24 protein-coding genes are annotated in these 23,738 nt (G+C 65.9%); 16 read left to right on the forward strand and 8 right to left on the reverse strand.

The annotated features are described in order from the left end of the window. Window positions 1-48: 48 nt before the first annotated feature. The 7 genes from E6C48_RS05240 to E6C48_RS05270 all read left to right on the forward strand — a co-directional run bounded on the left by E6C48_RS05240 (window position 49) and on the right by E6C48_RS05270 (window position 7,088). Entirely contained in the window at window positions 49-2,367 is a 2,319-nt protein-coding gene (locus tag E6C48_RS05240; protein WP_136354732.1) for a putative bifunctional diguanylate cyclase/phosphodiesterase, read from the forward strand. 150 nt (window positions 2,368-2,517) lie between these two features. Then, window positions 2,518-3,279 (forward strand): N-acyl amino acid synthase FeeM domain-containing protein, encoded by a 762-nt coding sequence (locus E6C48_RS05245; protein WP_136354735.1) that lies wholly within the window; start codon window positions 2,518-2,520, stop codon window positions 3,277-3,279. 92 nt (window positions 3,280-3,371) lie between these two features. After that, window positions 3,372-3,521: a DUF3096 domain-containing protein gene (locus E6C48_RS05250; RefSeq protein WP_136354737.1), complete on the forward strand. Its 150-nt coding sequence runs from the start codon at window positions 3,372-3,374 to the stop codon at window positions 3,519-3,521. Window positions 3,522-3,677: 156 nt separating this feature from the next. Beyond that, the gene (locus E6C48_RS05255; RefSeq protein WP_136354740.1) at window positions 3,678-3,905 is read left to right on the forward strand and encodes an aa3-type cytochrome c oxidase subunit IV; all 228 of its coding nucleotides are present in this window, start codon (window positions 3,678-3,680) and stop codon (window positions 3,903-3,905) included. Window positions 3,906-3,992: 87 nt separating this feature from the next. Beyond that, a complete protein-coding gene (locus tag E6C48_RS05260) occupies window positions 3,993-5,261 on the forward strand; it encodes a Re/Si-specific NAD(P)(+) transhydrogenase subunit alpha (protein WP_136354742.1) in 1,269 nt (422 codons plus the stop codon). Beyond that, window positions 5,261-5,686, forward strand: coding sequence for an NAD(P) transhydrogenase subunit alpha (locus E6C48_RS05265; protein WP_136354744.1), 426 nt, complete (start codon window positions 5,261-5,263; stop codon window positions 5,684-5,686). Before E6C48_RS05260 ends, E6C48_RS05265 begins: the two co-directional genes overlap by 1 nt. A gap of 1 nt (window position 5,687) precedes the next feature. Next, window positions 5,688-7,088, forward strand: a complete 1,401-nt coding sequence (locus tag E6C48_RS05270) for an NAD(P)(+) transhydrogenase (Re/Si-specific) subunit beta (protein WP_136354746.1) — start codon at window positions 5,688-5,690, stop codon at window positions 7,086-7,088. 61 nt (window positions 7,089-7,149) lie between these two features. Here the strand turns inward: E6C48_RS05270 and E6C48_RS05275 are convergent, their stop codons facing one another. The 3 genes from E6C48_RS05275 to E6C48_RS05285 all read right to left on the reverse strand — a co-directional run bounded on the left by E6C48_RS05275 (window position 7,150) and on the right by E6C48_RS05285 (window position 10,603). Then, window positions 7,150-7,350, reverse strand: coding sequence for a hypothetical protein (locus tag E6C48_RS05275; RefSeq protein WP_136354748.1), 201 nt, complete (start codon window positions 7,348-7,350; stop codon window positions 7,150-7,152). A gap of 4 nt (window positions 7,351-7,354) precedes the next feature. Beyond that, entirely contained in the window at window positions 7,355-9,832 is a 2,478-nt protein-coding gene (gene gyrB, locus E6C48_RS05280; RefSeq protein WP_136354750.1) for a DNA topoisomerase (ATP-hydrolyzing) subunit B, read from the reverse strand. Between the two features lie 198 nt (window positions 9,833-10,030). Then, the gene (locus E6C48_RS05285; RefSeq protein WP_136354752.1) at window positions 10,031-10,603 is read right to left on the reverse strand and encodes an NADPH-dependent FMN reductase; all 573 of its coding nucleotides are present in this window, start codon (window positions 10,601-10,603) and stop codon (window positions 10,031-10,033) included. Window positions 10,604-10,876: 273 nt separating this feature from the next. Here E6C48_RS05285 and E6C48_RS05290 point away from each other — a divergent pair, with 273 nt between their 5' ends. Together E6C48_RS05290 and E6C48_RS05295 are read left to right on the forward strand one after the other, a co-directional pair. Further along, the gene (locus E6C48_RS05290) at window positions 10,877-12,268 is read left to right on the forward strand and encodes a cytochrome P450 (protein ID WP_136354755.1); all 1,392 of its coding nucleotides are present in this window, start codon (window positions 10,877-10,879) and stop codon (window positions 12,266-12,268) included. Continuing rightward, window positions 12,265-12,546: an acylphosphatase gene (locus E6C48_RS05295; RefSeq protein ID WP_136354757.1), complete on the forward strand. Its 282-nt coding sequence runs from the start codon at window positions 12,265-12,267 to the stop codon at window positions 12,544-12,546. Before E6C48_RS05290 ends, E6C48_RS05295 begins: the two co-directional genes overlap by 4 nt. A gap of 45 nt (window positions 12,547-12,591) precedes the next feature. On the opposite strand, the gene E6C48_RS05300 is transcribed toward E6C48_RS05295, so the two are convergent. From E6C48_RS05300 to E6C48_RS05320, 5 genes are all read right to left on the reverse strand, one after another. After that, window positions 12,592-12,969: a YraN family protein gene (locus E6C48_RS05300; protein WP_136354759.1), complete on the reverse strand. Its 378-nt coding sequence runs from the start codon at window positions 12,967-12,969 to the stop codon at window positions 12,592-12,594. Further along, window positions 12,962-13,861 (reverse strand): 16S rRNA (cytidine(1402)-2'-O)-methyltransferase, encoded by a 900-nt coding sequence (gene rsmI, locus E6C48_RS05305; protein WP_168734452.1) that lies wholly within the window; start codon window positions 13,859-13,861, stop codon window positions 12,962-12,964. Before rsmI ends, E6C48_RS05300 begins: the two co-directional genes overlap by 8 nt. A 197-nt stretch (window positions 13,862-14,058) precedes the next feature. Further along, window positions 14,059-14,490, reverse strand: coding sequence for an EamA family transporter (locus tag E6C48_RS05310; protein ID WP_136354763.1), 432 nt, complete (start codon window positions 14,488-14,490; stop codon window positions 14,059-14,061). Window positions 14,491-14,607: 117 nt separating this feature from the next. Continuing rightward, the gene (locus E6C48_RS05315) at window positions 14,608-15,789 is read right to left on the reverse strand and encodes an ABC transporter substrate-binding protein (protein ID WP_136354765.1); all 1,182 of its coding nucleotides are present in this window, start codon (window positions 15,787-15,789) and stop codon (window positions 14,608-14,610) included. Window positions 15,790-15,975: 186 nt separating this feature from the next. Then, window positions 15,976-16,914, reverse strand: a complete 939-nt coding sequence (locus tag E6C48_RS05320; RefSeq protein ID WP_136354767.1) for a LysR substrate-binding domain-containing protein — start codon at window positions 16,912-16,914, stop codon at window positions 15,976-15,978. A gap of 105 nt (window positions 16,915-17,019) precedes the next feature. Here E6C48_RS05320 and E6C48_RS05325 point away from each other — a divergent pair, with 105 nt between their 5' ends. The 7 genes from E6C48_RS05325 (at window position 17,020) to E6C48_RS05355 (ending at window position 23,736) form a co-directional block, all read left to right on the forward strand. After that, window positions 17,020-18,177 (forward strand): FAD-dependent oxidoreductase, encoded by a 1,158-nt coding sequence (locus E6C48_RS05325; RefSeq protein ID WP_136354769.1) that lies wholly within the window; start codon window positions 17,020-17,022, stop codon window positions 18,175-18,177. Window positions 18,178-18,179: 2 nt separating this feature from the next. Next, window positions 18,180-18,974, forward strand: coding sequence for an alpha/beta fold hydrolase (locus tag E6C48_RS05330; protein ID WP_136355020.1), 795 nt, complete (start codon window positions 18,180-18,182; stop codon window positions 18,972-18,974). A 2-nt stretch (window positions 18,975-18,976) separates the two neighbouring features. Then, a complete protein-coding gene (locus E6C48_RS05335; RefSeq protein WP_136354771.1) occupies window positions 18,977-19,858 on the forward strand; it encodes an alpha/beta hydrolase in 882 nt (293 codons plus the stop codon). Between the two features lie 42 nt (window positions 19,859-19,900). Further along, window positions 19,901-20,857, forward strand: a complete 957-nt coding sequence (locus tag E6C48_RS05340) for a dihydrodipicolinate synthase family protein (protein WP_136354773.1) — start codon at window positions 19,901-19,903, stop codon at window positions 20,855-20,857. Between the two features lie 47 nt (window positions 20,858-20,904). Beyond that, on the forward strand, window positions 20,905-21,459 hold the full coding sequence (locus E6C48_RS05345) for a 3-hydroxyanthranilate 3,4-dioxygenase (protein ID WP_136354775.1): 555 nt from the start codon (window positions 20,905-20,907) through the stop codon (window positions 21,457-21,459). A gap of 113 nt (window positions 21,460-21,572) precedes the next feature. Next, window positions 21,573-22,739, forward strand: coding sequence for an ABC transporter substrate-binding protein (locus E6C48_RS05350; RefSeq protein ID WP_136354777.1), 1,167 nt, complete (start codon window positions 21,573-21,575; stop codon window positions 22,737-22,739). An 82-nt stretch (window positions 22,740-22,821) separates the two neighbouring features. Further along, a complete protein-coding gene (locus tag E6C48_RS05355; RefSeq protein ID WP_136354780.1) occupies window positions 22,822-23,736 on the forward strand; it encodes a branched-chain amino acid ABC transporter permease in 915 nt (304 codons plus the stop codon). Window positions 23,737-23,738 lie beyond the last annotated feature (2 nt).

Here is a 23,738-nt window from a genome sequence, read left to right on the forward strand (position 1 = left end):
TCTTAAGGCCGATATGGGATGACGGGCTCTACCATTGGGCCGCCATGAATGGGCAAAACGAAGACCGAGAACATCCCGGCGGATGTCTATATCCAGTTTGTGAGGTCGTTGTTCGACAACGCCCACATGATTCTCATCGGCGCTGTGTGCTACTGGATCCTCGGATTCATGATGTACATGCGCACGGACAATCCGGTGTTCATCGCCTTTTCGTTCCTGCTGCTGTTCGTCAATATTTTCCGGTACTTGGGCATTCGCAGCTTTCACAAGGCGGGGGGAACCATCGCCGATGTGGAAGAGGCGCGGCGGTGGGAGCGCCACTATATCTTCAGGGGCAGCCTGCAGGGCCTGGGCCTGGGCGCGCTATGCTTCGTTTCGATCTACATCTATCCCGACCCTTACGCCGAACTGGCGGCGATGTCGCTGACGCTCGGGAGCCTGGTCACGGTCGTCGGCCGCAACTATGGCTCCACGCGCATGGTCGTTTTTCTGTCCATGGCGGTCATCGGGCCCGCGTCCCTTGCATTGCTGCTGCGCCTGGACCTGCCGTCGGTCGCGCTCGGCCTGATGATCTTCCCGATGACGTTCATCATCATCGGCAGCGCCGATCACGTCCGCGACGTGCTGTTCTCGGCCGTCATCGGCCACAAGGAGGCGAGGAAGCTGGCGCTGCGGTTCGACCGGGCGCTCAACACCATGTCGCATGGCCTCATCATGCTGGGACCGGAAGGCAAGGTCGTGGTGGCCAATGCCGAGGCCGCGCATCTGGTGTCGCTGGAAACGCCCGACGCGCTGCTCGGCCGCTCCATCCATTCGCTGCTGCTGCGCGGCGTCGCCGGCGGCATGCTGGCGCCGAAGGATTGCCGCTACATCGAGGCGCAGCTTACCCGCGCCTTGCGCGAGGGGCGTGACCGCAAGGTGCTGGTGCCCTTCTCCAACGGCCAGCACTACGAGTTCTCCGCCCGCGAAGGCGACCAGGAGCTTGGCGTCATCACCTTCGAGGACGTCACGGCGCGCGTCGAGGCGGAGGAGAAGATCCGCACCATGGCGCGCTACGACAGCCTGACGGGGCTCGCCAACCGCGCCTATTTCCACGAACTGGTGGGCGAGGCGATGGCGGCCGGCGACCGCGAGCGGCTGTGCGGCGTCGCCATCATCGATCTCGACGATTTCAAGAGCGTCAACGACACGCTCGGCCATCCGGTGGGCGACGGGCTGATCTACGCGGTGGCCGAACGCCTCGCCGCCTTCGCGGCCGAAGGCATCCGCATCAGCCGTTTCGGCGGCGACGAGTTCATCCTGTTCTTCGACCGCGTCGAGGACGAAAGCCATCTGGCCGCGCTGCTCGACCGGGTCTTCGCCGGCCTGCAGGGCGAGGTCGACGTCGCTGGCCATGCGTTGCGCATCCAGGCCAGCGGCGGCGCCGTCATTTCGCGCGTCGCCGGCACCGACGTGGACGAGATGATCGTCAAGGCCGATCTCGCCCTCTACAAGGCCAAGGAACTGGGCAAGAACGGCTGGCGGCTGTTCGAGGCCGCCATGGACGCCGCCTTCCGCAACAAGCAGCTGATGAAGGCCGACCTGCGCGCCGCCGTCGACGCCAAGGCGCTGCGTGTCGTCTACCAGCCGATCGTGGCGCTCGACACCATGCGCATCGCCAGCTGCGAGGCGCTCTGCCGCTGGGATCATCCCGATCTCGGCCCGGTCTCGCCGGCCGTCTTCATCCCGCTGGCCGAGGAGATGGGCATCATCGCCGACATCAGCACCTTCGTGCTGGAAGCGGCCTGCACCGAATGCGCGAAATGGCCGAGCCACACCAGCGTTTCGGTCAACCTGTCGGCCAATGATTTCCGCAGCCGTTCCGTCGTGCAGAAGGTGCGCGACGTCCTGGCCGCGTCCGGCCTGGAGCCGCGCCGCCTGGAGATCGAAGTGACCGAGACGGCGCTGCTCGACGACAAGTCGGCGACGCGCGAACTGCTGGAGGAAATCCGCGCGCTCGGCGTGCGCATCGCCCTCGACGATTTCGGCACCGGCTATTCGAGCCTCAGCTACTTGCACAAGCTGCCGCTCGACAAGATCAAGATCGATCGTTCCTTCCTCATCGACGTGACCAGGAACGCCCGCTCGCTGGAACTGTTGAAGGGTATCGTCAATCTGTCGCGCCCGCTCGGCCTGTCGGTCACGGTCGAGGGCGTCGAGACGTTCGAGCAGCTCAAGATCCTTGCCCGCCAGGTCGAGCCGGACCTCGTCCAGGGCTTCCTGTTCGGCGCAGCGCTCAGCGCTTCCGGCATCGAGACGATGTCGAGCATGACGTGGCCGTTCCAGAGCCAGATCAAGGCGCTCGGCGCCGCCACCGCCCGATCCTGAAACCTTTTCCCGCGGTCTCGCGCGCCGCCGCCCGCATGCGGCTCCGCCATTAAGGTTAATAAGCGGTAAATGAACTCCATCGCAGTTTCAGCTTGTGTCGCGTTGCAACTCGGGTAGCCTCATTTGCGGGCGGACTACGAGGGCAAGTAAATGGACGGTATCGGTAAAGGCGTTGCGCCGGAGGCCGGCGCGCATGCGGGTTCGGCATTGAACCGCTCGATCATGCAGCTTCTGGAGCATGTCGAATACAGGCTCGTTACCGGCGGCGAAGATCTGGAGGAAATCTATCGTCTTCGCTACCAGTCCTATCTGCGGGCCGGGATAGCCACTCCCAACGACAGCGGCTTGTTTGAGGACCGCTGGGACAATCTTCCCAATTCTTACCGTTTCGGCGTCTATTGTTATGAGCGGTTGGTCAGCACGCTGCGCCTTCACTACATCTCCCGCGAACATCCCTATTCGCCGTCCATGGACGGCTATCCGGAAATCTTGAAGCACAGGGTCGAGCGCGGCGAGACCTTCATTGAGGGGACCCGCTTCGCCACCGACCCCGACAGCGCGCCGGCTCCCGGCATGTTGCCGTTCCTGACGCTCAGGCTGGGCATGGTCGCGTCCTGCTACTTCGGCCAGACGTCGGTGCTGATACCGGTCAAGATCGAGCACGCGGCTTATTACGCGCGCATCTTCAACGCCAGGCAGATCGCCGAAGGCAAGGCGTTCCCCGGCGTGCTCGTCCAGGGCGCCCTGTTCGAGATCCCGTGCGGCGAGAACCTGCGACTGACGCTGGAAAGGTTCCCCTTCTTCAAGTCGACGCCGACGGAACAGCGGCTGATGTTCTCCAACCCGGCGATCAATCCGCTGACGCCTCAGACGATCGTGCCGACAGCCAAATATCTGCGCGAAGCGGCCTGACCGCATCGTTACGCATGGAGCTTTTCGCCCGCGGCGCCGTTTAGGGTGCGGCGGGCGCATCGCCGTGCCCGCGGCACTGGAAGGATTCTGCCATGACCATATCGACGATTGCCCTGACGCCGCTGATCTCGCTGGTGGCGGGCGTGCTCATTCTCGTCATGCCGCGTCTGTTGAACTACATCGTGGCCATCTACCTCATCGTCGCAGGCCTGCTCGGCCTGTTCCCGCATCTGGCCGGATAGCGATCGGCCGCCGCGGCGCGGGCGCTTGCGATCTTCCTCGTCCGTGCTTTCAAGTTTTCCTTGATTGACTTGCACGGCACTGCGTCAACAGTACCATTGCCCTCGGCTTGGCTTTTCGCTATCAGCGCAGAAAGCTGTTTTAGGAGGGGTATTTCCATGGCAGATCATACGCCGGCCGGCCCGGTCGAACTTGGCGCCGATATGGACTATGCCGAGCACGACCGCACCTATCATGGTTTCCTGGCGCTGGCCAAATACGGCGCGCTCTCCTGCGCGGCCATTTTGATCGCCATGGCGTTCGGCTTCTTCACCGCCGCCGGTTTCTTCTCGTCGCTGATCCTGTTCGTCATCATCTGCGCGGTCGGCGGCTACCTCCTGCGCTAGGCCTTCGCCGGTCCTGTCTTCCGGATGCCGTCGCCTTGGCGGGCGGCACCGTGCCGAAATTGAAGTTCCAGCCGAAAGGATTGCGCGGTGGGACAGACGGTTTTCATTCCTCGTGAGGTTGACCCAACGGAAGGCCGCGTCGCGGCTTCGCCGGATACGGTGAAACGACTGGCCGCCCTCGGCTTCGACGTGATCGTCGAGGCCGGCGCCGGCACTGCTTCGCGCATTCCCGACGAGGAGTTCGCCAAGGCGGGCGCTTCGATCGGCAAGGCTGCCGACGCCGGCAAGGCCGACGTGGTGCTCAAGGTGCGCCGCCCGACCGACGCAGAGCTGAAGGGCTATAAGAAGGGTGCCGCGGTGCTGGCCACCATGGACCTCTACGGCAACGACGCCGCTGTCGCCGCCATGGCCAAGGCCGGCATCACGGCGTTTGCCATGGAGTTCATGCCCCGTATCACCCGCGCGCAGGTGATGGACGTGCTGTCTTCGCAGGCCAACCTCGCCGGCTATCAGGCGGTGATCGACGCCGCCGCCGAATACGACCGCGCGCTGCCGATGATGATGACGGCGGCGGGCACGGTTCCTGCGGCGAAAACCTTCATCATGGGCGTCGGCGTTGCCGGGCTTCAAGCGATTGCTACGGCGCGCCGCCTCGGCGCTGTCGTCACCGCGACCGACGTGCGTCCGGCGGTGAAGGAGCAGGTTCAGTCGCTCGGCGCCAAGTTCCTCGCAGTCGAGGACGAGGAGTTCAAGGCGGCCGAGACGGCGGGCGGCTACGCCAAGGAAATGTCCAAGGAATACCAGGCCAAGCAGGCTGCGCTGACGGCCGACCACATCGCCAAGCAGGATATCGTCATCACCACGGCGCTGATCCCCGGCCGTCCGGCGCCGAAGCTGGTGTCGGCCGCCATGGTCGCCTCGATGAAGCCGGGCTCGGTGATCGTCGACCTCGCCGTCGAGCGCGGCGGCAACGTGGAAGGCGCGGTCGCCGGCAAGGTCGTCACCACCGCCAACGGCGTCAAGATCGTCGGCCATCTGAACGTTCCGGGCCGCATCGCCGCGTCTGCCTCGCTGCTCTACGCCAAGAACCTGTTCGCCTTCCTGGAGACGATGATCGACAAGGCCTCGAAAAGCCTCGCCATCAACCGCGACGACGAACTGGTCAAGGCGACCATGCTGACCGACGCTGGCCGGGTCGTGCATCCGAACTTCGCCAAGGCGGCCGAATCCTATCAGGAGCCGGCGGCCGTTCCGGCCAGGACCATGGTGGCCGACGCCTCCGCCAAGCCGAAGAAAGCCGCGGCGAAAAAGCCGGCGGCGGCGAAAAAGTCTTCAACCGGTAAGGGGACCGCGTGATGGACGAACTGCAGAAAGCCCTCGACCAGCTCGACCAGGCAGGCGCCGCGGTGCGGCTCGCCGTGCAGGACCTCGCCAATGCGCCGGGAGGTGCTGCGGACGCAGCCGGTGCCGCCGCGCACACGCTGTCGGGCGGCGCCATCGATCCCTTCGTCTTCCGCTTCGCCATCTTCGTGCTGGCGATCTTTGTCGGCTACTACGTGGTGTGGTCGGTGACGCCGGCCCTGCACACGCCGCTGATGGCCGTCACCAACGCCATCTCTTCGGTCATCGTGGTGGGCGCGCTGCTCGCCGTCGGCGCCTCGGCGGCGGGGGCTGCGACCGGCTTCGGCTTCGTCGCGCTGTGCCTCGTCTCGGTCAACATCTTCGGCGGCTTCCTGGTCACCCAGCGCATGCTCGCAATGTACAAGAAGAAGGAAAAGTGACGTGAACGTCAATCTCGCTTCCTTCCTCTATCTCGTCTCCGGCATCCTGTTCATCCTGGCGCTGCGCGGCCTGTCGCATCCCACGACCAGCCGCCAGGGCAACCTGTACGGCATGATCGGCATGGCGATCGCCATCCTCACCACGCTGGCTTTGGCGCTGCCTTCGGCCGGTGGGTTCGGCCTGATCGTGCTGGGGCTCGCCATCGGCGGCGGCGTCGGCGCCTTCATCGCCCGCCGCATCGCCATGACGGCCATGCCGCAGCTGATCGCCGCCTTCCACAGCCTCGTCGGCCTCGCCGCCGTCATGGTGGCGGCCGGCGCCATCTATGCGCCGGAAAGCTTCGGCATCGGCGAAGCGGGCGCCATCCACGCGCAGGCGCTGGTGGAAATGTCGCTCGGCGTCGCCATCGGCGCCATCACCTTCACCGGCTCGGTCATCGCCTTCCTGAAGCTGGACGGGCGCATGTCGGGCAAGCCGATCATGCTGCCGGCGCGCCACCTCATCAACCTCGCGCTGGGTGCCGCGCTCGTCGTGCTCATCGTGCTTCTGGTCGGCACCGAATCGAAGTTCATCTTCTGGCTGATCGTCGCCGCCTCGCTGGTGCTCGGCGTGCTGCTCATCGTGCCGATCGGCGGCGCCGACATGCCCGTCGTCATCTCGATGCTGAACTCCTATTCCGGCTGGGCGGCTGCCGCACTCGGCTTCACGCTGGGCAACCTCGCCCTCATCATCACCGGTGCGCTGGTCGGCTCCTCGGGCGCGATCCTGTCCTACATCATGTGCAAGGGCATGAACCGCTCCTTCATCTCCGTCATCCTCGGCGGCTTCGGCGGCGAGACGGCGAGTGCCGGCGCCGACGACGGCATCGAGCGCACCGTCAAGCAGGGCTCGGCCGACGACGCCGCCTACCTGATGATGAACGCGCAGAAGGTCATCATCGTGCCCGGCTACGGCATGGCCGTCGCCCAGGCGCAGCACGCCCTTCGCGAGATGGCCGACAAGCTGAAGGCCAACGGCGTCGAGGTGAAATACGCCATCCATCCGGTCGCCGGCCGCATGCCCGGCCACATGAACGTGCTGCTGGCGGAGGCCAACGTGCCTTACGACGAGGTGTTCGAACTGGAGGACATCAACTCCGAATTCGCGCAGGCCGACGTCGCCTACGTCATCGGCGCCAACGACGTCACCAACCCCTCGGCGCGCGACGACAAGTCCTCGCCGATCTACGGCATGCCGATCCTCGAAGTCGACAAGGCGCGCACCTGCCTGTTCGTCAAGCGCTCGCTCGGCTCCGGCTACGCCGGCATCGACAACACGCTGTTCTACAAGGACGGCACCATGATGCTGCTCGGCGACGCCAAGAAGATGACCGAGGAGATCGTCAAGGCGATGGACCACTGAGCGGTCCCTCTCGCCGTTCGGAATGGAAAAGCCCGGCTCTGCCGGGCTTTTTACTGTCCGGTCAGCGCCAGAACAGCAGGATCAGGATGATGATCGGAATGGGAATGCCGAGCAGCCACAGAAGGATACCACGACCCATAAAAGCCTCCGTTTGAGCATTGTTCCTGTCGGACAATGCCCGCGCGAGGCTTCGGTTCCACCCGGTCCCGCCCGCCGGCAGGCGGAACCCGGCGGTCTGGCCGGACGGCACGCGGAAAAACATCCCCTCAGATATCCAGGTTGGCGACCGACAGCGCGTTTTCCTGGATGAACTCGCGGCGCGGCTCCACTTCGTCGCCCATCAGCCGGGTGAACAGCGAATCGGCGTCGGTGGCGTCGGAGACCTTGACCTGTAAGAGCGAGCGCACGTTCGGGTCGAGCGTGGTTTCCCAAAGCTGCTCGGCGTTCATTTCGCCCAGCCCCTTGTAGCGCTGCATGGTCAGCCCCTTCTTGCCGGTGGAGAAGACGGCGGAAAGCAGCGCCAGCGGCCCGACGATGACCTCCGAATTCTCCTTGCGCCTGAGCACCGGCGGCGTGCCGTAGACTTCGCCGAGGCGGGCCGCGTAGCGGTCCAGCGCGCGCGCGTCGGCGGAGTTGATCAGCCCCATGTCGAGCGCCACGAATTCGCGCACGCCGCGCACCGTGCGCTCGAAGACGTAGCCGCCCGTTCCCTCGTTGGAGGTGGAGGTCGCGCCTGTCCAGCCGCGCTCGGTGTCCTCGGCGATCAGGTCGAGTCGCTCGGCGATCTTCCCAGCCATCGCGTTGGCGCGGCCTAGATCGCTGAACACGTCCGGGCTCAGGCCGCCGGCGATGGCCGCCTGTTCCACCACGGCGCGCGAATAGCGCGTGTGCAGCCCGTTGATGAGCTGGCGCACGGCCAGCGCATCCTCGACCGCCGCGCGCAGGTCGTTGCCGACGCGCACCTCGCCCGAGCCCAGCGTCAGCGACGCCTCGTCGAGGCCGGAATCGATCAGGTATTCCTCGAAGGCGCTCTCGTCCTTCAGGTATTGCGAGCTCTTGCCGCGGCTGACTTTGTAGAGCGGCGGCTGGGCGATGTAGAGATAGCCGCCCTCGATCACCTCCGGCATCTGCCGGAAGAAGAAGGTGAGCAGCAGCGTGCGGATGTGCGCGCCGTCCACGTCGGCGTCCGTCATGATGATGATCTTGTGGTAGCGCAGCTTCTCGATGTTGAACTCGTCCTTGCCGATCGAGGTGCCGAGCGCGGTGATCAGCGTGCCGATCATGTCCGACGACAGCATGCGGTCGAAGCGGGCGCGCTCGACGTTGAGGATCTTGCCGCGCAGCGGCAGGATCGCCTGGTTCTGGCGCGAGCGCCCGCCCTTGGCCGAGCCGCCGGCGGAATCGCCCTCGACGATGAAGATCTCGGATTTCGCCGGGTCGCGCTCCTGGCAGTCGGCCAGCTTGCCGGGCAGCGAGGTGATGTCGAGCACGCCCTTGCGCCGCGTCAGCTCACGCGCCTTGCGCGCCGCCTCGCGCGCGGCGGCCGCTTCCACCACCTTGCCGACCAGCGTTTTCGCTTCGGCCGGATGTTCCTCCAGCCAGGTGCCGAGCGCCTCGTTGACGAGGCTTTCGACCACCGGCCGCACTTCCGACGACACCAGCTTGTCCTTGGTCTGCGAGGAGAATTTGGGGTCCGGCACCTTGACCGAGAGAACGGCCGTCAGGCCTTCGCGGCAGTCGTCGCCGGTCAGCTGCACCTTCTCCTTCTTGGAGATGCCGGCGGAATCGGCATAGCCGGTCACCTGCCTGGTCAGGGCGCCGCGGAACCCGGCCAGATGCGTGCCGCCGTCGCGCTGCGGGATGTTGTTGGTGAAGGCGAGCACGTTCTCGTGGTAGCTGTCGTTCCACCACATGGCGACCTCGACGGCGATGCCGTCGCGCTCGTTCCTGATGGCGATCGGCTTGTCGATCAGCGGCTTCTTGGCTCGGTCGAGGAACTTGACGAACTCCTCCAGCCCGCCTTCGTAGTGCAGTTCCTGCGTCTTGATGTCGGCGCGGCGCTTGTCGGTCAGAAGGATGCGCACGCCGGAATTCAGGAAGGCGAGTTCGCGCAGCCGGTGCTCCAGTGTCGCGTAGTCGAATTCGGTAACGCCCTTGAAGGTATCGGGCGAGGGCAGGAAGGTCACTTCCGTGCCGCTGCGGCCTTCGTTGGTTCCGGGCTGGTGATTGGGCTGGTAGCTGCCGGTCACGGCCAGCGGCGCATCGGCGTCGCCGTGGGAAAAGCGTATTTCGTGGACCTTGCCGTCGCGGCGGATCGTCAGCTTCAGCCACACCGACAGCGCGTTGACGACCGAGACGCCGACGCCGTGCAGGCCGCCGGACACCTTGTAGGAGTTCTGGTCGAACTTTCCGCCGGCATGGAGCTGCGTCATGATGACTTCCGCCGCCGACACGCCCTCGGAAGGATGCATGCCAACCGGGATGCCGCGCCCGTTGTCGATCACCGTGCAGGAACCGTCCGGATTGAGCGTCACCGTCACCAGGTCGGCATGGCCGGCCAGCGCCTCGTCGATGGCGTTATCCACCACCTCGTAGACCATATGGTGCAGGCCCGAGCCGTCGTCGGTGTCGCCGATATACATGCCCGGCCGCTTGCGCACCGCATCCAGGCCCTTGAGAACCTTGATGGAATCGGCGCCGTACCCGGCCGCCTCGCCGTTGCTATTTTCCAGCTCGTCGCTCATCGTCCGCTTTCGTAAAGATGATGCAGAAGGCGTCCGGGGAATATCACCGAATCGGACGCCATAGAACAAACCAGATATAGGCTTTTATGGCCTGTTTTTAAAGGTTTAACGGCTGTTTCCCGGCTTTTCCAAAGCCTGTTGGTCAGGCTTCGGCGCAGCGTCTCGTTCAGCGGACGAAATCGGCGGCGAAAGGGCCGGCTAAGCGGCCTGCCGCATCGGCTTCAGCGCCTCGCTCCAGCGGTAAAGCTCGTCCAGCATCGTCGTCGCACTGGCGGCCACCTGCTCGCTCGGGGCGAAATTGCCCTGTTTGTCGAGATGCGCGGCATAGGTCGGCAACGCCACCGCCTCGGGGATCGGCATGACCTTGACCGTGGCGAGCAGCGGCTTCAGCGCCTGCACGGCGCGCATGCCGCCCGAAACCCCGCCATAGCTCAGGAAGCCGGCCGGCTTGTAGTTCCATTCGCGCGCCAGGTAGTCCACCGCGTTCACGATCGCCGGCGGCGCGAAGTAGTTGTATTCGGGCGTGACGAAGACGAAGGCGTCTGCGCCCTCCACCATCCTCGCCCACGACTTGGTGTGCGTCTTCTCGTATTTGCCGAGGCGCGGGTGGTGCGGCTCGTCGAGCAGCGGCAGGTCGAAGGCGGCTAGGTCGGCCATCACCGGCTCGAACTTCCCGTGCTCGCGCGCGAAGGCTTCCAGCCATTCGGCGAAGACCGGTCCGACGCGGCCCGGGCGGGTGGAGCCGACGACGACGGCGAGACGATGCTTCAAGGTGGTTCTCCTGATGGTTTCCATGAGAGCATTTTGCAGCCAGACGGGATCGTCCGGCGTCGCACAAATGCGGTTAAACAAAGAGGCGACTGTCAGCTATGACAGGCAGCCGCGCCGGGCAAGGCGAATTGTCGGATAAAAGCGCCCGCAGGCTATGAACAGTCCGTTCTGCGGCGGGCGACGGTCGCTCCCGCCGGCCACCTCGTCACATGGACGCCCGGTCACATGGACGCCTGCTTTCGTCGCCATTACAGTGGGCAAACGGAGCATGCCATGGACACCAAGCCGGCCCCTTTCGTTCCGCCCGCGCCGCGGCCGCGCACCTCGCCGCCCTCGACGCTGGAGATGATCCGCATCGTCTATCGCAACCCGCTCGAACTGTGGGGCGAGCCTTCCTACAACGAACCGTGGATTTCCGTGACCGGCGTCGGCGGTCCGCTGGTCATCGCCAACGACCCGGAACTGATCCGCCACGTGCTGGTCGACAATGCGAAGAACTACAGGATGGCGACGGTGCGCCAGAAGATCCTGCGCCCCATCCTGCGCGACGGCCTGCTGACGGCGGAAGGCGAGGTGTGGAAGCGCTCGCGCAAGGCGATGGCGCCGGTCTTCACGCCGCGCAATATCTTCGGCTTCGCGCCGGCCATGCTGGAACGCACGCTGGCCTTCATCGAGCGTTACGAGGCGGGCGGCGTCTCCGACATCGCCCATGACATGACGATGCTGACCTACGAGATTCTCGCCGAGACGCTGTTCTCGGGCGAGATCGCCGGCAGCAAGGACACGTTCGCGCAGGATATCGACCGGCTTCTGGAAACCATGGGCCGCGTCGATCCGCTCGACCTTCTGCGCGCGCCCGACTGGCTGCCGCGCCTCACCCGCATCCGCGGCCGCAAGGTCATGGCCTATTTCCGCGGTATCGTCAGCGACACCATGGCCCTGCGCGAGGAGAAGCTGAAGCGCGACCCCGCCGGCGCGCCGCAGGATTTCCTCACCCTGCTGCTCAAGGCCGAAGGCCCCGGCGGCCTGACGCGTGACGAGATCGAGGACAACATCATCACCTTCATCGGCGCCGGCCACGAGACGACGGCACGCGCGCTCGGCTGGACGCTTTATTGCCTTGCCGAGGCGCCGTGGGAGCGCGAGCCGATCGAGCGCGAGATCGACGCTGTGCTGGCCGCCGAGCCGGACCCGACCAAATGGCTCGACCTGATGCCGCTCACCCGCGCCGCCTTTGACGAGGCGCTGCGCCTCTATCCGCCGGCGCCCTCGATCAACCGCGAGCCGATCGAGCCGGAAACCTTCCGGTCGAAATCGGGGCAGGAACTCTATATCCCGCCGAAGGCGGCGGTGCTGGTGATGCCATGGGTGGTCCATCGCCACCGCAAGCTCTGGGCGGACCCCGAGGCCTTCATTCCCGCGCGCTTCCATCCCGGCAACAGGGAAAAGATCGATCGCTTCCAGTACCTGCCCTTCGGTGCCGGGCCGCGCGTGTGCATCGGCGCCTCCTTCGCCATGCAGGAGGCCATCATCGCGCTGGCGGTGCTTTTGTCGCGCTTCCGCTTCGAGACGGTGGCCGGGACGAAGCCCTGGCCGGTGCAGAAGCTGACCACCCAGCCGCAAGGCGGCCTGCCGATGCGGATCACAAGGAGGACCGGACGATGACCCCCGACAGGCGCTGCGTGATGGTACGCGTGACCGGCCACGTCCAGGGCGTCGGCTTTCGCGACTGGACGGTCCGGCAGGCGCGCGGGCTCGATCTCGACGGATGGGTGAGCAACGAGGCCGACGGTTCGGTCAAGGCGCTGGTCTGCGGCAGCGACCGGGCCGTGTCGGCCATGCTGGAGGCCTTCATGCTGGGACCGGAGCCGGCGCGCGTCACCGACGTCTTGTGGACGCATGCCGGCGACGACGGCCAGTCGGGGTTCCGCATCGCGCCGTAGGGCCGTTCTTGCCTTAGCGAAGTGGAGCCACGGAGAGGGGAGTTCCTACCCCCGTCCCTGGAAAATATTCTCCACATGCACCGGCCAGCGCCACGGCAGCACGGCCATCATGTCGAAGCGGATGGAAAGCCGGCCGAAGTCGCGCTGCCGCGACAGCCACAGGTCGGCCGCGCCCTCGATGCGACGCTCGGACTCGCGCGCGATCGCCTCCATCGCCTCGACCAGCGTCGGCCGCGCCTTCACCTCGACGATGAGCACGAGATCGCCGCGCCGGGCGATCAGGTCGATCTCGCCGAGTTTCGTCCGGTAGCGGCGGGCGAGGATGCGGAAACCTTTCGCCATCAGCGCCATCGCCGCCAGCCATTCGCCGCGATGGCCGCGGCGATAGGATTTGCGTCGCTTGGCGGTGGCGGCGTCAGCCACCGGCGTCGTCCTTCAGCTCCAGCAGCCGGCGATAGAGCGCCTGCTTGGGCTGCCCGGTCATTTTCGCCGCCTCCGCCGCCGCCTTCGAGGCCGGCATGTCGCGGGCGAGCGAGGCGAGCAACGCGTCGACATCGCCGGCGGTCTGCTCGACGGGCAGGGGAGGGCCGACGCACACGACGATCTCGCCCTTCGGCGTATCGGCCGCCGCATAGTGGGCCGCGAGCGCCGCCAGCGTGCCGGTGCGCATTTCCTCGAACGCCTTGGTGAGTTCACGCCCGACCGCCGCCGCACGCCCGCCGCCCAGCGCGTCAGCCATGGCGTCGAGCGCCTCGGAAAGCCGGCGCGGCGATTCGTAGAAGATCAGCGTCGCCGGCACGGCGCGCAGTTCTTCCAGCCGCGCCTTGCGCTGCCCTGTCTTCACCGGCAAAAAACCGGCGAACAGGAAGGTGTCGGAGGGCAGGCCGGAGGCCGTCAGCGCCGCCAGCGCCGCCGACGCGCCGGGCACCGGCACGACGCGGATGCCCTTTTCCAGCGCCTCGCCGACCAGCCGGTAGCCGGGGTCCGAGACCAGCGGCGTGCCGGCGTCGGAGATCAGCGCCACGCTTTTTCCCGCTTCCAGTGCCGCGATCAGCTTAGGCCCGGCTTCCGCCGCATTGTGCTCGTGATAGGCGGTGGTGCGCCGGCGGATGCCGTAGCGCTCCAAAAGCACGCGGCTCACCCGCGTGTCCTCGCAGGCAAGGATGTCGGCGGCGGCCAGCGTCTCCAATGCCCGAAGCGTGATGTCGGCGAGGTTACCGATCGGCGTCGCGACCAGATAGAGCGCCGTCTCCAGCGGCCGCGCCGCGACCTCCGTCTGGCCGATCAGGTAGCTGTGTTTCCCGCCGCTTTCCATGGCCCTGTCTCGCATGGATCGGCGGCGCTTGCAAAAGCGTGATCGGCGCTGCCTTCGCTTTGCCACAGTGGGGAACAAAGCATGGTCGGGCGAATTGAGGGAGCCGAATCAGTCAATCGCAGGGAGCACCCGGCCGTATGGCAAACCGCTTCGACATTCTCATCAGCCGCATCGAATCGGAAGCGCGCGGCATGCCGCTATCCTCGGTAGGCGACCAGCACGGCACCGGCCGCGATCAGGCCGACGCCAAGCCAGTTCACCGCTCCAAGCCGCTCGCCGAGAAACAGCGCGCCGAACACCGCCACCAGCACGACGCTTAGCTTGTCGATGGGCGCGACGCGCGCCGCGTCGCCGAGCTTGAGCGCGCGGAAGTAGCACAGCCACGACGCCCCGGTGGCGAGGCCCGACAGGATCAGGAACAGCCAGGTCCGGCCGGGTATGGCGCCGGGCGCCTGCAGCTTGCCCATCCCCGCCAGGATCGCCGCCAGCACGGCGACGATGACGAGCGTGCGGATGAAGGTCGCGAGGTCGGAATCGACCGCTTCGACGCCGACCTTGGCGAAGATCGCCGTCAGGGCCGCGAACACGGCCGACAGCACGGCCCAGAATTGCCAGGACGAGAGGGTCACGGGTCCGGTTCCCGAAATTGTTGCGCGGCCCACAATGCAGCAGGCCGCGTTTCCGGAAAAGAGGGCGGCGGACGCTGTTCAGGACGCGCCGCCGTTTCCGCTTTCAGGCGAGCTGATCTATTCCGCCGGCTCCATCTTGCAGTCCGCGGCATAGACGTCGCTGTGGTCGCTCAGCACCTTCTTTTCGGTCTTGAGCACCATCTTGCCGTCGGCGCCCTTCTCGGCCGTCAGCGCGTACCAGTCCTGGATCGGGTGCTGGTTCGGGCCGAACTTGAACTTGCCGCGCACGGTCGGGATGTCGGAGGTCAAAAGCGCCTTGCGGAAGGCGGCGAGGTCGTCGGGACCGGCACTCTTCTCCAGCCCGACTCCGAACAGAAGGGCCGCGTCGTAGCCTTGCGCGGCGTAGTAGGTGATCGGCCGGTCGCCGTACTTGGCCTTCCAGGCGGCGACGAAGGCCTTGTTGACGGGATTGTCGAAATCCTCGTTCCAGTGGCTGGTGACCTGCACGCCGGTGGCGGCGTCGCCGACCGCCTGCACGATCGCCTGGTCGAGCGAGGCCGGATGCACCACCATGGGGATTTCCTTGAGCAGGCCGGCCTGCTCGTACTGGCGCATGAAGGCGATGCCGAGGCCGCCCGGCTCGAACTCGTAGACGACGTCGGGCTTGGCGGCGCGGATCTGCGCCATTTCGGCGGCGAAGTCGGTCTGGTCAAGGCCGGTATAGGTCTCGCCCACCACCTCGCCCTTGTAGAAGCGCTTGAAGGCGACCATCGTCTCCTTGCCGGCCTGGTAGTTCGGCGCGATCAGGAACGCCTTCTTGTAGTCCAGCGACTGCGCCAGCGCGCCGGCGCTCTCGCCCTGGCTGTCGTCCTGCCAGGAGCTGACGAAGTAGTTGGCATTGCACTCCTTGCCGGCAAAGGTGGAGGAGGCGGTGTTGGCGCTGATGTAGACGGCGTCGCTGTCGAGGATTTCCGGCACGGCGGCGAAGGCGACGTTGGCGAAGACCATGCCGGTGAACAGTTTTATCCCCTGTTCGTTCAGCATCTTGTCGGCGATCTGCCGGGCGTTGCCGGGCTTCAGGCTGTCGTCTTCGACGACCAGCGCGACCGGCTTGCCGCCGAGCTCGCCCTTGTTCTGGTCGATGGCGAGCTGGAAGCCGTCGCGGATGTCCTGGCCGAGATAGCCGGCCGGGCCGGACAGCGTGGTGATCATGCCGATCTTCAGGGGTTCGTCGGCCTTCGCGGCGGCGGAGACGGCGAAGGCCAGTGCCGCCGCTGCCATGAAACGCTTGCTGAGCATTGTCGAGGGTTCCCTTCCCTTTGTCGTCCTCTCCGGGTCGTGCAGACCGGCTCCCGAGCGAAAGCTTCCTTCGATCGGCAGGCGCGTAAATGGAAAACTGCTCATTCGGCTATGATGGGCGGGAATAGCAGGGGCGCCGCGACTGAGGCCGCGTCATGTCACGGTCGGCATGTCAGGCCCGGCCTGTCACGCCAGTTCGGCGGCGACGGTGCGCAGTGTCTGCAGGAACACTTCGGCCGCCGGCGACAGGCGCATGTCGGCGCGCGTGGTGATGCCGATCAGACCGGCCGTCGCTCTGAGCGCCACCGGCAGGATGACGATGCCGCCGAGCGCGGCTTCCTGCCTTGCCACCTGCGCGGGAAAGACGCCGAGATAGTCGGCGCTGAGCAGCAATTGCCGGTTGGTCAGCAGCGAGACGGAATCCACCGCGTGCACCGGCGGGTCGAGGCCTTCTTCCATGAAGGTGATGTCGATCTGCCGGCGCATGTTGGTTTCGGGCGGCGGCAGGATCCATTCCCATTTCGTCAGTTCGGCCAGCGAGACGTTCTTGCGCCGGGTCAGCGGATGGCCACGGCGCGCGACCACGCTGGCGAAATCCGCCGTCAGCACCTCCTGGCTGAGGCTCATGGTCTCGCGCCGTTCCGACAGCCGGCCGATGACGAGGTCGAGGTCGCCGGCCTTGAGCGCCGGGATCAGCACGTCGTCCATGCCTTCCACCACCTTGACGACCAGCTTCGGCCGCTCGCGGCGCAGCTGCGCGATCGCCTTGGGCAGGAGTTCGGCCGAGGCCGCCAGCAGCGTGCCGATCGCCACCCTGCCGCCCTTGCCGTCGCGCAGGTCCGCCAGATGCTCCTCGGCGTGTGCGAGCTGCGCCAGAACCAGCCGCGCATGGTCGGCCAGCGTGGTGCCGAAAAGGGTCGGCACGACGCCGCGGTTGGTGCGGTCGAACAGGTGGGCGCGCGTCAGCGCCTCGATCTCCTGCAGGGCCTTCGTCACCGCCGATTGCGTCATGTTGAGGCGCTTGGCGGCGCGCACCAGGTTGCCTTCCTCCACGATCGCCACCACCATGCGCAGGTGGCGAAGGGTCAGGTGTGTCGTCAGCGGCTTGGAGCGCGTTTCGTTCATGGCCTCCTGATATTCCATGTCCTCATAGAAAATTCCAGATAATTCACTTGCATGAATTTCCATTGGCCGGGAAACTCTCCGGCGGTGGAGGACAGGGACGGAACGATGCGCGAAAGCGGAGGCAAGCGCCATGCGGAGATCGCCGGGGCCGGCATCGGCGGCCTGACGACGGCGGCCGCGCTGGCGCAGCGCGGCTGGTCGGTGACCGTGCATGAGCGCGCGTCGACCCTGCGCACCTTCGGCGCCGGCATCTATATCTGGAGCAACGGCCTGCGTGTGCTCAAGGCCATCGGCGCCTATGACAAGGCGACCGTCGGCGCCCATGTCGGCCCTGAGTTCCACACCCGCGACCACGACGACATCACGATGGAGGAAATCCCCATCAATGGTCCGGGCGACGCGCGTCTGATCACCATCCTGCGCGAGACGCTCATCAACACGCTTGTCGATGTCTGCCGCGAAGCCGGCGTTGAAATCCGCACCGGCTCGGAAGCCGTCGGCGCGACGCCCGAGGGTGAATTGCTGCTGGCCGATGGCACGCGTTGCAAGGCCGATCTGGTCGTCGGCGCCGACGGCATCAATTCGCGCGTGCGCGATTCCCTCGACCTGCTGCTCTACCGCCGCGACCTCGGCTATGGCGCGATCCGCATGCTGATCCCGCGCGCCAGGGGCGACGTGCCGCATGAGGACGAGAACCGCTACATCGAATATTTCTCCGGCTCGCGCCGCATCCTCTATACGCCGGCCAGCGCCGACGATCTCTATGTCGCGCTGTGCTGCGGCGCCGACGACGCCGAGGCGCTGAAGGTGCCGGCGGACCGGGCGCTGTGGACGCAGTCCTTCCCGCATCTCGCCAACCTGATCGTGCGCTTCGGCGATGCCGGCCGCTGGGACGTCTTCGAAGTCGCCAAGCTGAAGCGCTGGAGCAAGGGCCGGGTGGCCATTGTCGGCGATGCGGCCCATGCCATGCCGCCCTATCTCGGACAGGGCGGCGGCTGCGCGCTGATGAACGGGCTGGCGCTCGCGGTCACCGTCGCCGACGCCGCCGACATCGGCAACGCGCTGGGCGAATGGGAAGCGCGCGAGCGGCCGCTGACCGAGCACACGCAGGACACCGCCGAAAACCTCGGCAGCATGAACACCTGGCCGGACGACGTGCGCTCGGCCGTGCTCAAGATCGTCGGCAAATCGCGCGAACTGGGCGAGGTGCGCATGCGCACGGCCAGGCATGTGCCGACCGGAACGGAGGCATTCCCGCTTTGACCATGAAATCCATCCAGATCGGCGCCAACGCCTTTTCCTGGGACGAGGCCGGGCAGGGCGACGTGCTGCTGCTGCTGTCGGGCTGGTGCCAGGATCACCGCCTGTTCAAGACGCTGGCGCCGGAACTGGCGAAAACCCATCGCGTCATCCGCCTCGACTGGCGCGGCCATGGCGAGCACCGCGAGCACGACGGCGATTTCGTCACCGCCGACCAGGCGACCGACGTCATCGCCTTCCTCGACAAGTTGGAGATCGGCAAGGTCGTGCCCGTCTCGACCTCGCATGGCGGCTGGGCCAACATCGAGACGACCGACCGGCTGGGGCCTTCGCGCATCCCGCGCTCGGTGGTGATCGACTGGATCCAGACGACGCCGAACGAGGATTTCTTCCGTGCCATCGAGGAGTTGCAGGAGCGTTCGGCCTGGGAGAAGGGCCGCGACGACCTGTTCGCCTACTGGATCGGCGACACCGAAAATTGCGATATCGTCGACCATGTCAGCAAGGAGATGGCCGGCTACAGCTTCGAGATGTGGGCGCGTTCGGGCCGCGAGATCGCAAGAGCCTACCGCAAGTGGGGCAACCCCATGCGGCGCATGGCTGCGATGAAGGAGCACCGGCCGATCACCCACATCTATTCGCAGCCCTTCGAGCCGGAATATACGCAGGCGCAGCTCGATTTCGCCGCGCAGAACGCCTGGTACAGGCCGAACAAGCTGCCGGGTCGTACGCATTTCCCGACGCTGGAACAGCCGAAGGCGGTGGCCGACGCCATCCGCGCCTTCCTGAAGGACGCGTGAGGATGGCAAGCCGCATCGCCGAGGAAGCCAGCTGGCCGCGCGAGAGATTGGACCGCGACTACAATGCACGGGCGACCATTCCGGTCGCGGCCTACGAGGCAGAAATGCTGCGCTATCGCGCCATGTCGGATGCGGCGCGCGAATCCGATGCGACGCATCTCGACGTGGTCTATGATGCAGAAAGCGGCCAGACGCTGGACATCTTCGGCACGGCGGCCGGCGAGCTCCGCCCTGTCTTCGTGTTCATCCACGGCGGCTACTGGCGCGCGCTGTCGAAGCGCGATTCCGCCTTCATGGCCGGCATGCTGGCGAAGCATGGCATCGCCTCCGCCGCCGTCGACTACCGCCTCGCGCCGGAAACCTCGCTGGCCGAGATCGTGCGCGAGGTGCGCGCGGCGATCGCCTTCCTGTCGAAGAACGGCCGCGCCTACGGCATCGATCCGGGCAGGATTTACGTCGGCGGCAGCTCGGCCGGAGGGCATCTCACGGGTACCGTGATCGCGGGCGGCTGGCAAAGGGACTTCGGCGTGCCCGACGACGTCGTCAAGGGTGCGCTGCCGGTCAGCGGCCTGTTCCATCTGGGGCCGATCGCGAAGTCCTACGTGCAGGACTGGATGCGGCTGGACGACGCGGCGGTCGGCGCGCTGAGCCCGGCTGAGAACCTGCCCGGCAGCGGCTGCCCCATCGTGGTCGCCTACGCCGCCGGGGAAGCCGACGGCTTCAAGCGGCAGTCGGTGGACTACGACCGGCAATGGCGCGAAGCCGGCTTTTCCTCGGAACTGATCGAGGTGCCGCGCCGCAATCATTTCGACGTCATCCTCGACCTTGCCGACGAGGATACGGAACTGTCGTGGGCCTTGCTGCGCCTGATCGGCAAGGCTTGAAATCAAGACCGGCCGCGGCCGGATGCGGACACTGGAAGAGCGATGAACTATTCGAAGAAAGACGCAAAGGCCCATTCGCGGGCGACGATGAAAGGCATCTGGGCGGCGGCGCTGATGCCGTTCACGGACACGCTCGCGGTCGATGAGGAAGGGTTCCGCCGCAACGTCGACCACTGGATCGAGGATCTCGGCATCGACGGCTTCTTCATCGCCGGCAAGCAGGGCGAGTTCTTCTCCATGTCGCTGGAGGAGCGCAAGCGGAACTTCGAGCTGGCTGTGGAGGCCTGCGCCGGCCGCGCGCAGACCATCATGTCCTGCTCCGACCAGAACATGGACGTGGTGATCGATCTGGCGAGGCATGCTGAGAAGGTCGGCGCCGACTACATCGTCGTCCATGCGCCCATCCTGCATTTCTTCAAGCAGCAGGACGAGACGCTCCTCAACTACTACCGCACCATCGCAAGCAAAGTGGACATCGGCATCGCGCTGTGGAGCCATCCCGACAGCGGCTACCTGATGAGTCCCGAGCTCTGCAACCGGCTGGCCGACATCGAGAACGTCGTCGCCATCAAGTACAGCGTGCCGCGGCCCATGTATGCCGAACTGACCCGTCTGGCCGGCGACCGCATCCTGGTCAGCACCGCCTCCGAGGAGGAGTGGCTGGACAACATTCTGGAGCTCAACTGGCAGCTCTATCTCTGCTCCTCGCCGCCTTATCTCATCCAGACAAAGGCCGACCGGCGCATGCGCGCCTACACCGACCTCGCCTTCGCCGGCAAGGCGGAGGAGGCGCGCAGGCTGCGCGACAGCCTGGACCCCGTGCGCGCCGCGCTCAAGGGCACGCGCCCGGCCGAGAAGCCGCACGCGCACCAGAAATACTGGCAGGACCTGCTGGGGCAGACGGGCGGTCGCGTTCGCCCGCCGCTGCTGGAACTGACGGAAGCGGAGAAGAAGGCCACCCGCGAAGCCTTCGAGACGTGCGGCCTGAAGACCGCGTGAGACTGGAACCGGCGGCGCCCCGCGCCGCGCAACGCAAGGAGGAAGCCATGAGTGGAACACGTCTTTCGGCATTCAATTTCTCGAAATGGATCGACGAGCACGCGCATCTCTTGAAGCCGCCGGTCGGCAACCAGTTGGTATTCAAGGACGCTGACCTGATGGTCACCGTGGTCGGCGGGCCGAACGGCCGCACCGACTACCACGACGATCCGGTCGAGGAGTTCTTCTATCAGCTGAAGGGCGACATGCTTCTCAAGGTGCACGACACCACCACCGGCGACTTCTACGACGTGCCGATCCGCGAGGGCGAGATATTCCTTCTTCCCGCGCATATGCGCCACTCGCCGCAGCGCCCGCAGGAAGGCTCGGTCGGCCTCGTCATCGAGCCGGCCCGTCCCGAAGGCGCCCTCGACGCGATCGAATGGTACTGCTTCGAATGCAAGGCCCTGGTGCACCGCGCCGAGGTCGACCTGGTCTCCATCGTCGACGACCTGCCGCCGATCTACCAGGCCTTCTACGCCGACGAGAAGGCGCGCACCTGCCCAAAATGCGGCACCCTCCACCCCGGCAAGAAAGCGCCGGAAGGCTGGGTGGTCATTTAATTTCAAGCATGTAATTTTGTCTGCCGGGTCGTCCGACCCGGCGGGCCGGAAACGACGGTGCAACGAGAAGCGACCGAAGGCCGCCGAAGCGAAACAGAGGAGAACGAAAAGACATGCTGAGGAGAACTTTTTTGGCGCTTGCCGCGTCCGCCATGGCCGCCTTCCCGGCCCTGGCGCAGGACCCGGTCAAGATCGGCCTGATCACCACGCTGTCGGGACCGGGCGGCTATATCGGCCAGGATATCCGTGACGCCTTCCAGCTCGCCATCGACATGGAAGGCGGCAAGCTCGGCGGCGTGCCGGTGGACGTCAAGGTCGAGGACGACGCCCTGAAGCCAGGGCAGGGCAAGCAGATCGCCGAGAAGATGCTTTCCAACGACGGCGTCAAGCTGTTCACCGGCATCGTCTTCTCCAACGTCGCGGGTGCGACGGTGCCCGACATCGTCGATGCCGGCGCGTTCTACATCAGCCCCAACGCCGCGCCCTCGAACATGGCGGGCAAGGAGTGCAACGAGAACTACTTCGTCGTCTCCTGGCAGAACGACAGCCTGCACGAGAGCGCCGGCCAGCTGGCGCAGAACCTCGGCTACAAGACCGCCTTCGTGCTGGCGCCGAACTACCAGGCCGGCAAGGACGCCATCACCGGCTTCAAGCGCTACTTCAAGGGCGAGATCGTCGGCGAGACCTACACCAGCCTCGACCAGACCGACTTCGCCGCCGAAATGGCGCAGATCCGCGCCGCCAAGCCGGAAGTCGTGTTCCAGTTCCATCCCGGCGGCCTCGGCATCGCCTTCCTGCGCCAGTATGAGCAGGCAGGGCTCTTGAGCACCGTGCCGATGGTGCTGGCCGAGCCTTCCATGGACGCGGTGACGCTGAAGGCCATCGGCGACGCGGCGGTGGGGCTCAACATCTCCTCGCACTGGAACGCGGACTTCGACAATGCGGCCAACAAGAATTTCATGGAAGCGTGGATGAAGGCGTACAACCGCATGCCGACCTACTACGCCAGCCAGAGCTACGATACGGCCTTGGCGATCGCCTCGGCGCTGAAGGCCACCGGCGGTAACATGGACGACGCCGACGCCTTCCGCGACGCCATGCGCAAGGCGGATTTCGAATCCGTGCGCGGCAAGTTCAAGTTCGGCGTCAACCAGCATCCGATCCAGGACTGGTACCACCTCAAGGTGGAAAAGGGCGAGGACGGCAAGCCGGTCATCAAGACCGTCGGCGACGTCTTCAAGGACCACGGCGACGCCTACGCCGACCAGTGCAAGATGTAGCAGACGACGTCTCCACGGCCGCGGCGGCCAGTTCCGCCGCGGCCGCTCCATTCTCTTTCCGGAACGACCAGGGCGCTCCTCGATGACGCTTTTCCTCGAGCAATTGCTGAACGGATTGCAGTTCGGCGTCATGCTCTTCCTGCTGGCGGCGGGCCTGACGCTGATCTTCGGCATCATGGGCGTCATCAACCTCGCGCACGGCTCGATCTACATGGTCGGCGCCTATGCCGGCACCTGGGTGGCGATGCAGACCGGTTCCTTCTTCCTCGGCATTCCGGCAGCGCTTGCCGCCGCCGCGCTGGTCGGCGCGGCCATCGAGTTCCTCATCGTGCGCCGCCTCTACAAGCGCGACCATCTCGACCAGGTGCTGGCGACCTTCGCGCTGATCCTCATCTTCAACCAGGTCGTCACGCTGCTGTTCGGCCGCCAGCCGCTGTTCGTCTCGATCCCGCCGCTCCTCGACGGTTCGGTCCAGTTGCTGCCGGGCCTGCCCTATCCGGTCTATCGCCTCGCCATCATCGTCGTCGGCCTTCTGATCGCCGTCGGCCTTTACCTGCTCATCAACAAGACGCGCATCGGCATGCTGGTGCGCGCCGGCTCCACCAACCGAGAGATGGTGCGCGCGCTCGGCGTCGACGTGCGCGTGCTCTACACCATCGTCTTCGGCCTCGGTGCGCTGCTGGCGGGACTGGCCGGCATGATGGCCGGGCCGATCCTGGCGGTGCAGGTCGGCATGGGCGAGCAAATCCTCATCACCACCTTCGTCGTCGTCGTCATCGGCGGCGTCGGCTCCATCCGCGGCGCCTTCGTCGCCTCCTTGCTGCTCGGCGTCGTCGACACCATGCTGCGCGCCTACCTGCCGTCGATGCTGCGTCACGTCATGGTCGGCCCGGAGGCAGACGCGCTCGGCGCCGGCATCGCCTCCATGGGCATCTACCTGTTGATGGCCCTGGTGCTTCTCATCCGCCCCAAGGGGCTGTTCGCCTCCAATTTCTGATC

Origin of the sequence: Ollibium composti, from assembly GCF_004801285.1 — a bacterium.
Classification (GTDB): domain Bacteria; phylum Pseudomonadota; class Alphaproteobacteria; order Rhizobiales; family Rhizobiaceae; genus Mesorhizobium; species Mesorhizobium composti.